We start from the raw sequence: 14,573 nt of genomic DNA, 5'->3' as shown, positions 1-14,573 counted from the left end.
CCTAAACGATTGAAAAGCTGTCAGTACTGCTACAGTGCACATACTGACTTAAATACCTATTTGCAAAAAATCCTGGTCTTGTACCAATGTGGCCAGACTAAGCTCAAACCAGATGTTGCCATCCTTATCCCTGTACTTTTTACGCAACCAGGCCTTGCTCTCAAACTGGTTGTCGTCAAAAGGGATTTCTTCCATTTCTGAAACCGTACGCAAACCCAAAACCTGGGATACCAGCAAGCCACTGTTGAATGCCATGCCGGGAGCAAAAGCAACAATCCGGCACTGCGTGTCAAGCTTGGTATTATCCATGCCCTGGAAACGCGGCAAATCGACGACACCCGTCAAGTTACCGCGAATATTCGATAAGCCTATGTACCAATCACGTGTCAAAGGCACTCTGGTCAGGGCACCGGCAGTCACGATTTCTCCGGATTCTCGCAAATCCAGGAGATAACGTCCCTGTCCTATCATAATGCCCAACTGGCTAAGTTTCGTATAGCCACCGCGCTGGGCAGCTTGCATGCGTTCAACCAGCTGCGCCTGAAATTCACGCAAACGGGTACGACGCACGCCCTTTTCAGGTTTGACAACGTCCAGATTTGCTGCAGCAGTTTCACGCACAGTCTGATTCATGAGGCAATCCGAAGATATCTTATTGTTGATGCAAGAATTAATACTTGTCTATACGGATTAACCGAGGGCAGAAATCTTCGCCAGCAATTCTGCCGGATCAATAGGCTTCACCAGATAATCACGGGCACCCTGACGCAAACCCCAGATACGATCAGTTTCCTGATTTTTACTGGTGCAGATGATCACGGGAACGTCTTGCGTATCAGGATCTTTGGCGATCGCACGGGTAATCTGGAAACCATTTTGCCCAGGCATGACCACGTCCATCAAGATCAACTGTGGTTTGTCGGCCTTGATTTTTGTCAGGGCTTCTTCACCGTTTTCAGCTGTTGATACTGAAAAACCATTTTTCACCAATACATCGGTCAGGAAATAGCGTTCTGTTGGAGAATCGTCTACTACCAGAATTTTTTGAATGGCCATCTTGTTTTACCTCACATTAACTAACTTAACTATATAAAACTAGGTCGCCGAAGTGTAATTTTTTACAGTTTTCAGCAGACTATCCTTTGTAAAAGGCTTGGTCAGGTACTCATCAGAGCCGACCATCGCACCGCGGGCACGGTCAAATAAACCGTCCTTAGAAGACAACATGATTACCGGTGTATCCCGGAATTTCGCGCTTTTTTTAATCAAAGCGCAAGTTTGATATCCATCCAGCCTAGGCATGAGGATATCGCAAAAAATCAGGTCTGGATGAGAATCGTTAATCTTGGCAAGTGCGTCAAAACCATCTTCCGCCAATACTATTTTGTATCCGGCTTGTCCAAGAAAAATCTCGGCCGAACGGCGTATGGTGCTGCTATCGTCAATCACCATGATTTTCAAGTTCTCGTTGCCTGTCAACGTTGACATAAAATCATCTCTTCCCGGCAGTATTAAGGTTACATATCACTGTAACAAAAAATCGCACATTTGCGCTTTTTTTCCTTGAATAAACATATTAAGCAACATCAAAATCGACAAATCGATCAGATTGCCACCATTTCGAAGTCTTCTTTGCGTGCGCCGCACTCGGGACAGGTCCAGTTCATGGGTACATCTTCCCATTTGGTACCAGCCGGAATCCCGTCTTCAGGTGAACCTTGCTCTTCATCATATACCCAACCGCAAATCAAGCACATCCACGCCTTGAAAACTACCTTTTCCGTTACCGTATCAGTCACGACTAAAACCCTTCAATCAAGTAAAATATTGAAACTGCTGCAAATATTCTGTTTGCAATGTGTTACTAATGGCATTTGCGCGAGTAATTTAAGTCCTCACGAAGTCAGCTATATTAATCTACCCAACGTGCAAAACCAAATTTCTCCACTAATACTTAGCTTTGGCGCATCAGATCCTGTTGCTGCCACCGGTATCCATGCCGATCTGGCATCGTTTGCGGCCATGGGCTGTTATGGCTTACCCGTTATCACCGCCATTTTAACTGGTGATACGTCGCAAATCGATGATTTACATCCACTTGATGGAGATTTAGTCGACGAACAGGCCCGCACCGTGCTGGAAGACATGCCTGTGCTGGCCTTTAAAGTCGGCCAGGCAGGCAGCGTCGAGAATGTCACCGTCATCGCCGAGATCGTTTCAGACTATCCAGAACTGCCGATGGTACTCGATCCCTTCAATGCCGCCCTGACAGAACAGGGGCCAGAAGCCGAAGACCTGGTACTGGCAATCCGTGAATTGCTGATACCTCAAGCCAGCCTGCTGATGATCTCTGCAGTGGAACTGTCGCGTCTGGCAGAAACCTGGAAAGAAGGTGCTGAAGCTGAGACAGAAACAGGGGCCGAGGCCGAAGATCTGGCCGCCGACACCATGACGCTGATCGAATCCGGCTGCGAGTATATATTAGTCACGGGCACTACGGGTGAAACTGGTGAAGTGGTTAACACTTTATATAATGAAACCGGCATTGTCAGGCGCGATACCTGGCAGCGCTTGCCAGGTTCACATGCCGGAGCAGGCTCTACCCTCTCCGCTGCGATTGCCGCCCTGCTGGCGAATGGGCTGGAAATTCCTGAGGCTGTACTTGAAGCCCAGGAATTTACCCATGCCGCTTTAAGCCACGCTCAAAGACTGGGCATGGGCAGGCTAATACCTGACCGTTATTTCTGGGCCAGGGAAGCCAGCTAGATCCTGTGCCAGCGCCATCTAATATAGATGCTGTTTAATAGACACTCTTATTTAGCTCTTATTTAGCTCTTATTTAGCTCTTATTTATATAGCACCTGATTTTAAACACCATCTCATTTGCACCATCACTTACTGAAGCTCCATCATGACCGATAAAAACGACATCCTGTTTGCCCGCGCCCAAAAGACCACGCCAGGTGGTGTGAATTCTCCTGTGCGCGCCTTCCGCTCCGTCGGTGGTACGCCGCGTTTTATCACGCGCGCAGCCGGCCCTTATTTTTGGGATGCAGAAGACAAATGCTATATCGACTACATAGGCTCATGGGGACCTGCTATCGTTGGCCATGCCCATCCCGAAGTTATCAGTGCAGTGCAAGAAGCTGCCGCCCGTGGCCTGAGCTTTGGCGCGCCGACTGAAGGTGAAATCGAGATGGCAGAAGAAATCTGCAAACTCGTGCCCAGCATAGAACAAGTGCGCCTGGTATCAAGCGGCACCGAAGCCACCATGAGCGCCCTGCGCCTGGCACGTGGCGCTACCAAACGCGACAAGATCATCAAGTTTGAAGGTTGCTACCACGGCCATGCAGACTCTTTATTGGTCAAGGCTGGCAGTGGCTTGCTGACGTTTGGCAACCCGACTTCTGCCGGCGTGCCGGAAGACTTCAGCAAACACACACTGGTGCTTGACTATAATAATTGCGAACAACTGGAAGAAGTGTTCAAGTCCATCGGTGACCAGATCGCTTGTGTGATTGTTGAACCGGTGGCTGGCAACATGAACCTGATACGCGCGACGCAAGAGTTCATCAACACCATGCGCAAGCTGTGTACCGCGCATGGCAGTGTCCTGATTTTTGACGAAGTGATGTGCGGCTTTCGCGTAGGCCTGCATGGTGCGCAGGCGCTGTATGGCGTACAGGCCGACCTGACTTGCCTGGGCAAGGTCATCGGTGGTGGTTTGCCGGTCGCTGCCTTTGGTGGTCGCGCTGATTTGATGGGGCACATGGCACCTTTGGGTGGCGTGTACCAGGCCGGCACTTTGTCAGGCAACCCGGTTGCCGTGGCAGCGGGCATGACTACTCTGAAAATTATCCAGCAAGCAGGCTTCTATGAAAACCTGACAGCGCAAACCCGCAAGCTGGCGGATGGCCTGAGTGCCGCCGCCAAAGCAGCCAACATCGCGTTTTGCGCAGATGCCGTCGGTGGCATGTTTGGCCTGTATTTTGCCAACGAAGTACCGGGCACTTATGCCGTCATGATGGCTAGCGACAAGGAAAGATTCAACCGTTTCTTCCACCTGATGCTGGGCCAGGGCGTCTACCTGGCACCATCTGCTTTTGAAGCCGGCTTCGTTTCTGCGCAACATGATGATGCCATCATTGCCGATACGATTGCTGCGGCTGAAAAAGCTTTCGCACAACTCTGATCGTCGGACCATCTGACACTATAAGGGAGCTTGAGAATCAAGCTCCCTTATATAATCCCCCATAGATTAAGCGACTAGTAGAGTTGCGAACATCAATATAGTATGAGGATTTAACTTTACAGATACTTCAAAAGTATCCTTAATTTTTTTGATAACTCAGTACTACACTAAGCTGTCACATCTGTATTAATTACTGTAAATTAAGCCTAACATTCTCTGGCGATGTTCCTGGTGCTTGAATATATGTGGGCAAAGTCTTGGATATGACACAGTCGCTACATCCCGTTTCAATCAAGTTATCATTAGCGAGCATTAAGTTTACTTTTGAGCTTTTTTTCGTAGTAATCCAAACGGCCCACTGATAATTTTCAGATGTTTCACCTATCTGTCTTTTGCTATTTGCAAGAACTGCATATTTGCCGTTCTTGGGGACTGAAATTGTGAATTTTCCATCGGCATCAGTTTTCGTCGTCGTTGTTGACATATTGCCAAAAACATCAGCGTCCGCTAACTTAGCACTGATTTTTGCATTAGCCTGGTGTTCTTTAATTAAATCGTTTAGTTCTTTCCGCATTCTTCTGACTTCAGCAAACTCTGCCTTGTAAGTTGCAGTTAAAGCTGCAAGTCGAGTAAATGCTGATTTACCCTCTGGGGTCTTAGCGCAAGTTGAAAACGATTCGGTCGATTTCTGGGATTGTCCATCAAGTTTACAAACACTGGCTAATTTTTCTCCTTCTGTGAATACGTCGCCTGTCGCTAAATCATCTGAACTTTTTACGCCTGATTTGTAATCCCTTATTTCTCTTTGCTTTCCATCTATGTTTTCGCTAAGAATTCTATTTTTTTCAATTAAAGATTGAGTGAGTGCCGAGAGAGTATCTTTAACTGTTTTTTCTGGAACCACTTCGACAGTTACAAGTGCTAGTTTGACCGCTTGTTGGCCTTTAGTAACAATAAATACTTGACCTTCAATCGAATCCGCTCGTGCAATAGCAGTTGAGACGTAAGTCAAGAACAATATTAGTAATAATTTCTTCATGTTTTGCTTTCTTGATGTATGCATTGAATTTATTTTTTTCGATATAGTATAGTCAATTTTTCGATCTGAAATCCACCTGTCCTGAGCGTCCTGGCAAATTCAAATTCGCATGCGGTACCGGCGTCTGGCTGATAACTTTGCCGCGGCGCAGCACATGGGTGCGGGTAGCGCGCAAGCGTATTGCTTCCACCGGGTCGCTGGCATCGAGTATCACCAGATCGGCATTGCAGCCCACGTCCAGTCCATATCCTTCCAGTCCCAATATGCGCGCTGGTGTTGCCGTCACTGCCTGGAAGCACTGACGCATGGCATCCTGCCCGGTCATCTGCGCCACATGCAGGCCCATTTGCGCGACTTCCAGCATGTCGCCAGAACCCAGGCTATACCAGGGGTCCATCACGCAGTCATGGCCAAAGGCGACTTCTATGCCAGCAGCAAGCATCTCAGGCACGCGGGTCATGCCACGACGCTTGGGATAAGTGTCGTGGCGGCCTTGCAGGGTAATATTAATGAGGGGATTGGCAATAGCTGCCACGCCAGCTTCACGTATCAGCGGCAATAATTTACTGACATAGTAATTGTCCATGGAATGCATGGAGGTCAGATGCGAACCGGCCACCCTGCCCTGCATACCCAGCCTGTGCGTGTGATAAGCCAGGGTTTCTATATGGCGTGACAAGGGATCATCCGATTCATCGCAATGCATGTCCACCCGCAAGCCCTTGTCGGCGGCGAACTCGCACAGCAGCCGCACCGATTCTGCACCATCGGCCATGGTGCGTTCAAAATGCGGGATGCCACCGACCACATCCACGCCCATGCTTATAGAACGCTTGAGATTATCCATGGCGGTGGCGCTGCGCAAGATCCCATCTTGCGGAAAGGCCACCAGTTGCAAATCCAGATAAGGGGCAACGCGGCGCTTCACTTCCAGCAAGGCTTCGACTGCCAGCAAACGATCATCGCAGATATCGACATGTGAACGTACCGCCAGCAAGCCCCGCCCCACCGCCCAGTCGCAATAACGCATGGCCCGCTCGACCAGCGCCTCTTGTGTCAGCATGGGCTTCAGTTCACCCCACAAGGCTATGCCTTCCAGCAAAGTGCCGGACTGATTGACGCGTGGCAAACCATAGCTGAGCACCGCATCCATATGGAAGTGGGCATCGACAAATGGCGGTGTCACCAGATTGCCATTGGCATTGATTTCTTCTGCCGCTTTGACAGGCAGAGCCACATCAACGGCGCTGATGCGGCCATCCCGGATGGCGATATCGATACCCTTGCGTCCATCAGGCAAACTGGCATTGCGAATGACAAGATCGTTCATCAGAAATCTCTCTATATAATTAATACACAATAGTTATTACAGAAAATATACGCCACGAGCCTCATCCTGCGTCATAATCTTGGCACAGAAAGGCAGGAATCTTATGGCAACAATGAAGCAAGTCGCAGAGAAAGCCCGGGTTTCGACAACCACGGTTTCTCACGTCATCAATAATACCCGCGTCGTCAGTGAAGATGCACGCGAACGTGTGCTGGCCGTGATACAGGAATTGCGCTACATCCCCAGCGCTGTTGCCCGCAGCCTCAAGAACGACCGCACCCACACCCTGGGTATGATGATACCGAATAATTCCAATCCCTATTTTGCAGAAATCATACAGGGGATAGAAGATGCTTCATTCAAGCTGGGCTATAACATTATCCTGTGCAATTCCTACGACGATCCAAAGAAGCAGGCCGCCTATATCCGCGTGCTGATGGAAAAACGTATTGATGGCCTGATCCTGGTGTCTTCTGGCTCAGATGAAGAACTGACACAATTGCTGGCAGACGAAGGCATACCCAAAGTCCTGGTGGATCGCGAAGTGTCGGGCGTGGTGGCGGATTTTATAGAAGCTGACCATGAACAGGGTGGCTATGAAGCAACCCGTTATCTGATAGGGCTTGGTCACAAGCGTATTGCCTGCGTTGCCGGACCTGACATCCTGCTACCCAGCGGTGACCGCGTCACTGGTTACCGCCGTGCCTTGCAGGAAGCAGGGCTGGAATTCAACAGCGCATATTTGCTGCATGCTGACTTTACCAGCCAGGGCGGTTTTAACGCTTTCCAGCAATTGCTGGCTTTACCACAAAGGCCTACGGCGATTTTTGCCAGTAATGATTTGATGGCGATAGGTGGCATCAGGGCAGCCAATGAGGCTGGCATCAAGATACCGGAAGCCTTGTCCGTCATTGGTTATGATGATATTGCCCTGGCATCGTTCAGCACCCCGCCATTGACGACGATAGCGCAGCCCAAGCAAGCCATAGGTAACCTGACGGCACAGATACTGGTCAACCGCATCGTTGACCCGGAAGCGCCATTAAGGCGGGAAATGTTGAAGTCGCAACTGGTGATACGGCAATCAACTGCTCACATGAGTTCTAAAGAATAAATTTACTTAGTTACTTAGATGAGATGAAGCTAAGCAAAATCGGTAACAATATCAGTATTATCATGGGCGAAAAGTCCAGGCCACCGATTGGGGGAATCAGCTTTCTCACCGGTGAAAGCAAGGGCTCATTTAATGCCCGGACAAACGGTGCCAAAGGCGCACTGGGATTCACCCAGCTAAATAATACCTCCAGCAAAAGCAAGGCCATGATCTCATAAATTATCCACTGCGCCATGATGATCCCAGCCACGATAAAAACCTGTTCAATCATGAATACGGGAAGTTCCAGCCAAACGATAAAGCCTGCCGCAGCCAGGGCAACCAGCAAAGCGCCTATCAGTGTAGACCAATCATAACCGGCGAAACCGGGAATGATGCGGCGGATAGGATGGACCAGCCAGTCTGTTATTTTAAAAATTGCTTGCGCCAGTGATGTCGGAGGCCGTATGCGTTGTGCCTGCATCCAGAAACGCAGCAACAGAAACCCGGCAAATACACCCGTGACAGCTTTGATAACATAAATCAGATTATTCAATAACACGGCACACCCTTAAAAAAAACCCACTGCATGACGAATCAGACAGTGGGTATTGTGCCTGAATAAAACCAGGCCACCAAGCATATCAAAGATTATGCTGGGCGATTACCAGTTGGGAAAGGCCATGCTGCATTTGGACTTACAACTGTTTTTGCATCAGGTGTCGCTGGTTTTGCTGGAGCGGCCTTTTTTGCGGCTGGCTTAGCCGCGGCTTTTTTTGCGACTGGCTTCGCTGCTGCTGGCTTAGCTGCTGGCTTTGCCGCGGCTGGTTTGGCTGCTGCTTTTGCTGCTGGCTTGGCCGCAGGTTTAGCTGCTGCTTTTTTAGCTGCTGGCTTGGCTGCAGGTTTAGCTGCTGCCTTAGTTGCTTTAGCTGCTGGCTTAGCTGCTTTAGCTGCTGGCTTAGCTGCTGCCTTAGTTGCTTTAGCCGCTGGCTTGGCCGCTGCCTTAGTCGCTTTAGCTGCTGGCTTAGCTGCTGCTTTTTTCGCTACTGGCTTAGCTGCTTTTGCTGGTTTAGCTGCTGCTTTTTTTGCCGCTGGTTTAGCTGCTGCCCTCTTAGCTACTGGTTTAGCTGCCTTAGCTGCTTTTGCTGCTGGTTTAGCTGCAGCTTTTGCCGCTGGCTTGGCCGCTGCTTTTTTCGCTACTGGCTTAGCTGCCTTAGCTGCTGGTTTAGCTGCCTTGGCTGCTGGTTTAGCTGCTGGCTTGGCTGCTGCTTTTTTAGCGGCTGGCTTAGCAGCTTTTGCTGCTGGCTTGGCTGCTGCTTTTTTAGCGGCTGGTTTAGCTGCCTTGGCTGCTGGCTTAGCTGCAGCTTTTGCTGCTGGCTTGGCTGCTGCTTTTTTAGCAGCTGGTTTAGCTGCCTTAGCCGCTGGCTTGGCTGCAGCTTTAGCTGCTGGCTTGGCCGCTGCCTTAGTTGCTTTAGCTGCTGGCTTGGCTGCTGCTTTAGCTGCTGGTTTAGCTACCTTGGCGGCGGCTTTTTTTGCAGCAGGTTTCTTTGCTGCTACTGGTTCGTCCGGGGACGGTTGTGGTGCTGTTGCCATTTTGTTTCTCCTTCGATTGATGGAAAAAATCAGATAAAAATTAAATCCGCTCGATCCATTCAAGCGGATTATTCATCGGCACAAACATGATCGCTGTTTGCGCTAATGAATTCTGCACCGGCCGAACTGCTCCATCCCCTCTATTGATGGGGCACTTCAGCCATCATGGTTTGCTTTAGAACCTGCTTTTGATCTTACTGCGCGGCCCTGATCGGGGCTCATGCGCTGCTCAAAATGCTCATGTACTAGAGTACATTCCGCTTTTTGCGCTGCTCTTCACTCCGCTGACGACCGCTCGCTACAGATCATAAACAGGTTCCACGCCGGCTCCTCGCCTGGCGGCAAACCCAAAAACGCCTGCATTAGCTGCAGACGCCGGTATTCTTTTGTGAAACACAAAGACCAATAGCCACAATACCCAGTGTAGCCAGGTATTGCGGCACTAACAGTTCAAAACAATGTTGTCTATGACTGTCCATTCAGTTTGGTGAGGCCTCTCGCGTTTTACATCCTGTGCAAATCATGAGCAATCCCGGGGGACACTGACAGCTTGCGGCGTTTCCTGATTTGATGAATTCTTGTGGCTGCGTTTTCTATCTGGGGTCTTGCAAGCCCAAATTCAACATCACATTAAAAACTTCAATCAACCTGCTCGCACTACTTGATCAGAAATCCCTGATCCGGATTTTGGTGGTCGCTGTCTTCAGCGCTTATTCCCAGTTGAGGGCTCCACCAGTTTGATACTCAATCACACGTGTCTCGAAAAAGTTGCGCTCTTTTTTCAGGTCTATCATTTCACTCATCCAAGGGAAAGGATTTTCTTCCTGAGGGAACAGCGTTTCGAGACCAATTTGTTGTGCGCGGCGATTTGCAATGAACCGTAAATAACCTTTGAACATTGGCGCATTCAAACCGAGCACTCCACGCGGCATTGTATCCTCTGCGTAACGATATTCCAACTCCACAGCACGCAAAAACAACGATTTAATTTCATCGCGAAATGCTGGCGTCCACAAATGCGGATTTTCCATCTTAATTGTATTGATTAAATCGATCCCAAAATTGCAGTGCATCGATTCATCGCGCAAGATGTATTGATATTGTTCAGCCGCACCCATCATTTTATTTTGACGGCCAAGCGCCAGAATTTGTGTGAAGCCGACATAGAAAAACAGGCCTTCCATCAGGCAGGCAAAAACGATCAGGGACTTGAGCAAAGTCTGATCTGCCTCGGTGGTGCCAGTCTTGAATGCTGGATCGGTTAACACGTCGATGAAAGGAATCAGGAACTGATCCTTGTCGCGGATGGAATCAACTTCATTGTAGGCATTGAAGATCTCTGCTTCATCCAGGCCCAGCGATTCAACGATGTATTGATAAGCGTGAGTATGAATAGCTTCTTCAAATGCCTGACGCAACAAGTACTGGCGGCATTCAGGCGCGGTGATATGTCGATAAGTACCGAGCACGATATTGTTGGCAGCCAGAGAATCTGCGGTCACAAAGAAACCCAGATTACGTTTTACCAAGCGACGCTCATCTTCGGTCAGGCCATTCGGGTCTTTCCAGAGTTCAATATCACGTTGCATATTGATCTCTTGCGGCATCCAGTGATTAGCACAACCTGCCAGATATTTATCCCATGCCCATTTGTATTTGAAGGGGACCAACTGGTTCACGTCAGTAGTGCCGTTGATGATGCGCTTGTCAGCAGCATTCACTCGACGCGCCACTTCACCGGTTGCTGCAGTTGCGGCTGCTGCAGGAGCTGGCGCGGCAACTGGCTTGCTGACCAGCGCAGGATTGAGGGCGACTTCTTGCGTTTGCAAACGTGCTTGCAAATCCAAGCCGCTTACTGGCGCACCTGACGGGGAGCTCATTGGACGCGGTGCCGGAGTTGCCGGGGTTGCAGGCTGAACTTCATCATCCCAAGATAACATTATTATTTCCTTACTTTTTGTAACAGCTTATTTTTTCGGGGAAGAAGCCAGGCTTCTTCCCGCAACGGTCAGGGCTTGCGCATTGTCATGAAACTTGACGACACTTATTCGGCACCTATTCGACACTTAATCGACACTTATTGGCAAGCTTCGCACTCTTCAAAACCGGCATCGCCTGGACGCAACATGCAGGCCGGGCCATCAGTTTCCTGGGCTGCTGCGGTGATGCCAGCAGATGCTGCGCCATAACCACCGCCGTTGCCATCTACCCCTACCGCATTCAATGCGCCGGTTTTGCTGGTGGATTTTTCAGTGTGCGTTGCACCAATAGTACGCAGGTAGTAAGTAGTTTTCAAACCACGCAACCAAGCCAGTTTATAAGTCTCATCCAGTTTTTTGCCGGATGCGCCTGCCATATAGATGTTCAGGGACTGCGCCTGATCTATCCATTTTTGACGACGCGCAGCTGCCTCGACCAGCCAGGATGGGCTGATTTCAAATGCTGTTGCATACAGGGCACGCAGATCTTCCGGGATACGGTCAATGCGGGCCAGGCTGCCGTCAAAGTATTTCAAGTCAGAGATCATGACTTCATCCCACATGCCGCGGTCTTTCAGATCGCGCACCAGGTGTTCATTGATCTCGGTAAATTCACCGGACAAATTCGACTTCACGTACAGGTTCTGGTAAGTCGGTTCTATACAAGCTGCCACACCAATAATGTTAGAAATTGTTGCAGTCGGCGCAATCGCCACGCAATTGGAATTGCGCATGCCAAATTTCTTGATGCGGTCACGCAGTGGGTACCAGTCCATGGTTTCCGAGAAATCTGCTTCCAGATAACCGCCGCGTTCTTCGGCCAGCATCTTCAGGGAATCTTGCGGCAGGATGCCACGGTCCCACAAAGAGCCAGGATAAGAACTGTAACGACCACGTTCTTCAGCCAGTTCTGTCGATGCCCAATAAGCGTAATAGCAGACGGCTTCCATGGAAGTATCAGCGAACTGTACGGCATCCATCGATGCATAAGGGATGCGCATCATGTGCAGGCAATCCTGGAAACCCATGATACCCATACCGACAGGACGGTGACGCAAATTGGAATCGCGTGCCTTCTTCACTGCATAGTAGTTGATGTCGATGACGTTATCCAGCATGCGCATCGCTGTACGCACAGTTTTTTGTAATTTAATGTGATCCAGCTTGCCGTCTTTCATGTGAGCAGGCATGTTGACCGAACCCAGATTACATACTGCGATCTCACTGTCGTTGGTGTTCAGGGTAATTTCTGTACACAAGTTGGAGCTGTGGACCACGCCGACATGCTGCTGTGGTGAGCGAATATTGCAAGGATCTTTGAAGGTGATCCATGGATGACCAGTTTCAAACAGCATGGACAGCATCTTGCGCCACAAATCCAGCGCCGGGATTTTTTTCGACAGCGTCAGTTCGCCATTGGCTGCTTTTGCTTCATAAGCGACATAAGCCTGTTCGAAAGCCTTACCGAATTTATCATGCAAGTCTGGCACATCGGATGGAGAGAACAAGGTCCAGTCACCTTTTTCCATGACACGTTTCATGAACAGGTCAGGAATCCAGTTCGAGGTATTCATGTCATGCGTACGGCGGCGGTCATCGCCGGTGTTCTTGCGCAGGTCGAGGAATTCTTCGATATCCATGTGCCAGGTTTCCAGGTAGGCGCACACTGCGCCTTTGCGTTTACCGCCCTGGTTAACAGCCACTGCCGTATCGTTGACGACTTTCAGGAAAGGTACGACACCCTGGGATTTACCATTGGTGCCTTTGATATGCGCGCCAAGCGAGCGTACTGGTGTCCAGTCGTTACCCAGGCCACCGGCATATTTCGCCAGCAAGGCATTTTCCTTGATGGCTTCGTAGATACCATCGAGGTCATCGGCAACCGTGGTCAGGTAGCATGAAGACAGTTGTGAACGTTGTGTGCCGGAATTGAACAGGGTCGGCGTCGAGCTCATGAAGTCAAAGCTGGACAGCAGATTGTAAAATTCTATGGCGCGGGTTTCGCGATCGATTTCATTCAGGGACAAACCCATGGCAACACGCATGTAGAAAGCCTGAGGCATTTCTATGCGGGTACCGCGCACGTGCAGGAAGTAACGGTCATACAAAGTTTGCAGGCCGATATAACCAAATTGCAGATCGCGGTCAGCGACCAGGGCATTCGCCAGTTTTTTCAAATCAAACTGACCCAGTTTGGCATCCAGCAAATCTGCTTCTATACCTTTCTTGATGAATCTCGGGAAGTAATCGAGATATTCTGCAGCCGCATCTTGTTGCGCCACTTCTTTGCCGAACACTTCTTTACGGACTGTATGCAATAGCAAACGTGCCGTGACCTGGCTGTAGGCCGGTTCTTTTTCCATCAGCGCGCGGGCAGCCAGGATGGCGGATTTATACAATTCTTCTACCGGTACGCCGTCGTACAGGTTTTTCAAAGTCTCAGCCAGGATTGCATCTGGATCAGCCAGCTTGTCCAAACCGAGGCAGGCAGCGGCGATCATCTTGCGCACTTCTGCCACGTCCAATGGACGGGACTGGCCATCAACGATGACGTGCAATTGTGGTGCAACGGCTTCAGCATGGCCAGGCGCATCATTGACGCGGCGGCGCTCTTCCATGCGTTTGGCGCGGTACAAGACATAAGAACGGGCGACATCATGTTCGCCTGAGCGCATCAGCGCCAGCTCAACCTGGTCTTGCACATCTTCTATATGGAAAGTACCACCGGCAGGCTGGCGACGCAGCAAGGCTGCCACCACGCTGGCCGTCAGTTGCTCTACCAGTTCACGAACGCGGGCAGATTCTGCGCCATGCCCACCATTCACTGCCAGAAACGCCTTGGTCATGGCGATGGCGATCTTGGACGGCTCGAAACCAACCACTGAACCATTACGGCGAATGATGCGGTATTCGCTATAACTGCTGTGGTTGTTAGTGGCAGGTGTTGCTGCCATATTCAAAACCGATCCAAGTTCTGGCTTGGACGTAGTAGATGTTTCAATAGAAGAGTGCATTGATCCTCCGGATGCGGTGTTATTTTTTGCCAGCAAAGTTAAAGTGCGACGACTTTGCCGGGCATGGGGTTAAACAGTGAAGCGACTAGGCAGTTAAGCAAGTAAGGTGCGGCAAGGCTTACGGCCGGATGTAGCGAAATTCGCCAAATCCGGTTTATTTTGTTTACATCAGACACAAATTCAATTGCAAAACATGAGGGAAATTGAAGCAAGGCAAGAAAACAAACAAATCCTGAAAACCACTACATCTAGTGCGCTAATTTTTATTTGCCCTAATTCTAGTGCCGCGTCAGGCGATATGCAACCGCTTTTTATTTAATTAATTGAATTATT

At 49.7% G+C, this 14,573-nt stretch carries 13 protein-coding genes; 3 read left to right on the top strand and 10 right to left on the bottom strand.

What is annotated here, in order from left to right; genetic code table 11:
• Positions 1-48 precede the first annotated feature (48 nt).
• The 4 genes from ACO0LD_RS10910 to ACO0LD_RS10895 form a co-directional block, all read right to left on the bottom strand.
• Positions 49-633, bottom strand: coding sequence for a chemotaxis protein CheW (locus ACO0LD_RS10910; protein ID WP_423006582.1), 585 nt, complete (start codon positions 631-633; stop codon positions 49-51).
• A 57-nt stretch (positions 634-690) separates the two neighbouring features.
• Positions 691-1,056, bottom strand: coding sequence for a response regulator transcription factor (locus ACO0LD_RS10905; RefSeq protein ID WP_162039914.1), 366 nt, complete (start codon positions 1,054-1,056; stop codon positions 691-693).
• Positions 1,057-1,095: 39 nt separating this feature from the next.
• Positions 1,096-1,488: a response regulator gene (locus tag ACO0LD_RS10900; protein ID WP_110255216.1), complete on the bottom strand. Its 393-nt coding sequence runs from the start codon at positions 1,486-1,488 to the stop codon at positions 1,096-1,098.
• Between the two features lie 116 nt (positions 1,489-1,604).
• On the bottom strand, positions 1,605-1,757 hold the full coding sequence (locus ACO0LD_RS10895) for a rubredoxin (RefSeq protein WP_110255217.1): 153 nt from the start codon (positions 1,755-1,757) through the stop codon (positions 1,605-1,607).
• Positions 1,758-1,926: 169 nt separating this feature from the next.
• On the opposite strand from ACO0LD_RS10895, the gene thiD reads away from it, so the two are divergent.
• The gene (thiD, locus tag ACO0LD_RS10890; protein WP_423006580.1) at positions 1,927-2,766 is read left to right on the top strand and encodes a bifunctional hydroxymethylpyrimidine kinase/phosphomethylpyrimidine kinase; all 840 of its coding nucleotides are present in this window, start codon (positions 1,927-1,929) and stop codon (positions 2,764-2,766) included.
• 145 nt (positions 2,767-2,911) lie between these two features.
• Positions 2,912-4,192, top strand: a complete 1,281-nt coding sequence (gene hemL / locus ACO0LD_RS10885) for a glutamate-1-semialdehyde 2,1-aminomutase (protein ID WP_423006578.1) — start codon at positions 2,912-2,914, stop codon at positions 4,190-4,192.
• A gap of 190 nt (positions 4,193-4,382) precedes the next feature.
• On the opposite strand, the gene ACO0LD_RS10880 is transcribed toward hemL, so the two are convergent.
• Positions 4,383-5,231 carry a hypothetical protein gene (locus ACO0LD_RS10880; protein ID WP_423006576.1) on the bottom strand — a complete coding sequence of 283 codons (849 nt, stop codon included), beginning with the start codon at positions 5,229-5,231 and terminating at the stop codon, positions 4,383-4,385.
• Positions 5,232-5,283: 52 nt separating this feature from the next.
• Positions 5,284-6,561 carry an amidohydrolase family protein gene (locus ACO0LD_RS10875; protein WP_423006574.1) on the bottom strand — a complete coding sequence of 426 codons (1,278 nt, stop codon included), beginning with the start codon at positions 6,559-6,561 and terminating at the stop codon, positions 5,284-5,286.
• A 103-nt stretch (positions 6,562-6,664) separates the two neighbouring features.
• On the opposite strand from ACO0LD_RS10875, the gene ACO0LD_RS10870 reads away from it, so the two are divergent.
• Positions 6,665-7,675 carry a LacI family DNA-binding transcriptional regulator gene (locus tag ACO0LD_RS10870; RefSeq protein WP_423006572.1) on the top strand — a complete coding sequence of 337 codons (1,011 nt, stop codon included), beginning with the start codon at positions 6,665-6,667 and terminating at the stop codon, positions 7,673-7,675.
• A gap of 10 nt (positions 7,676-7,685) precedes the next feature.
• Here ACO0LD_RS10870 and ACO0LD_RS10865 read toward each other — a convergent pair whose 3' ends face one another.
• The 4 genes from ACO0LD_RS10865 to ACO0LD_RS10850 all read right to left on the bottom strand — a co-directional run bounded on the left by ACO0LD_RS10865 (position 7,686) and on the right by ACO0LD_RS10850 (position 14,180).
• Positions 7,686-8,216: a YggT family protein gene (locus ACO0LD_RS10865; RefSeq protein ID WP_423006570.1), complete on the bottom strand. Its 531-nt coding sequence runs from the start codon at positions 8,214-8,216 to the stop codon at positions 7,686-7,688.
• An 89-nt stretch (positions 8,217-8,305) separates the two neighbouring features.
• Entirely contained in the window at positions 8,306-9,247 is a 942-nt protein-coding gene (locus tag ACO0LD_RS10860) for a transcriptional regulator (RefSeq protein ID WP_423006568.1), read from the bottom strand.
• 710 nt (positions 9,248-9,957) lie between these two features.
• A complete protein-coding gene (locus ACO0LD_RS10855; protein WP_423006566.1) occupies positions 9,958-11,187 on the bottom strand; it encodes a ribonucleotide-diphosphate reductase subunit beta in 1,230 nt (409 codons plus the stop codon).
• A 137-nt stretch (positions 11,188-11,324) separates the two neighbouring features.
• Positions 11,325-14,180, bottom strand: coding sequence for a ribonucleoside-diphosphate reductase subunit alpha (locus tag ACO0LD_RS10850; RefSeq protein WP_423006958.1), 2,856 nt, complete (start codon positions 14,178-14,180; stop codon positions 11,325-11,327).
• Between the last annotated feature and the right edge of the window lie 393 nt (positions 14,181-14,573).

This window comes from Undibacterium sp. Ji83W, from assembly GCF_049340385.1.
Lineage (GTDB): Bacteria > Pseudomonadota > Gammaproteobacteria > Burkholderiales > Burkholderiaceae_D > Undibacterium.
The sequence above is the reverse complement of the archived record's forward strand: the minus strand, read 5'-3'. Positions and strand labels throughout refer to the sequence as shown.

What these genes read in the sequence shown, in the direction of transcription:
- ACO0LD_RS10910 (WP_423006582.1), bottom strand. Translation starts at nt 633, where the DNA reads ATGAATCAGACTGTGCGTGAAACTGCTGCAGCAAATCTGGACGTTGTC.
- ACO0LD_RS10905 (WP_162039914.1), bottom strand. Translation starts at nt 1,056, where the DNA reads ATGGCCATTCAAAAAATTCTGGTAGTAGACGATTCTCCAACAGAACGC.
- ACO0LD_RS10900 (WP_110255216.1), bottom strand. Translation starts at nt 1,488, where the DNA reads ATGTCAACGTTGACAGGCAACGAGAACTTGAAAATCATGGTGATTGAC.
- ACO0LD_RS10895 (WP_110255217.1), bottom strand. Translation starts at nt 1,757, where the DNA reads ATGTGCTTGATTTGCGGTTGGGTATATGATGAAGAGCAAGGTTCACCT.
- hemL (WP_423006578.1), top strand. Translation starts at nt 2,912, where the DNA reads ATGACCGATAAAAACGACATCCTGTTTGCCCGCGCCCAAAAGACCACG.
- ACO0LD_RS10880 (WP_423006576.1), bottom strand. Translation starts at nt 5,231, where the DNA reads ATGAAGAAATTATTACTAATATTGTTCTTGACTTACGTCTCAACTGCT.
- ACO0LD_RS10875 (WP_423006574.1), bottom strand. Translation starts at nt 6,561, where the DNA reads ATGAACGATCTTGTCATTCGCAATGCCAGTTTGCCTGATGGACGCAAG.
- ACO0LD_RS10870 (WP_423006572.1), top strand. Translation starts at nt 6,665, where the DNA reads ATGGCAACAATGAAGCAAGTCGCAGAGAAAGCCCGGGTTTCGACAACC.
- ACO0LD_RS10860 (WP_423006568.1), bottom strand. Translation starts at nt 9,247, where the DNA reads ATGGCAACAGCACCACAACCGTCCCCGGACGAACCAGTAGCAGCAAAG.
- ACO0LD_RS10855 (WP_423006566.1), bottom strand. Translation starts at nt 11,187, where the DNA reads ATGTTATCTTGGGATGATGAAGTTCAGCCTGCAACCCCGGCAACTCCG.
- ACO0LD_RS10850 (WP_423006958.1), bottom strand. Translation starts at nt 14,180, where the DNA reads ATGGCAGCAACACCTGCCACTAACAACCACAGCAGTTATAGCGAATAC.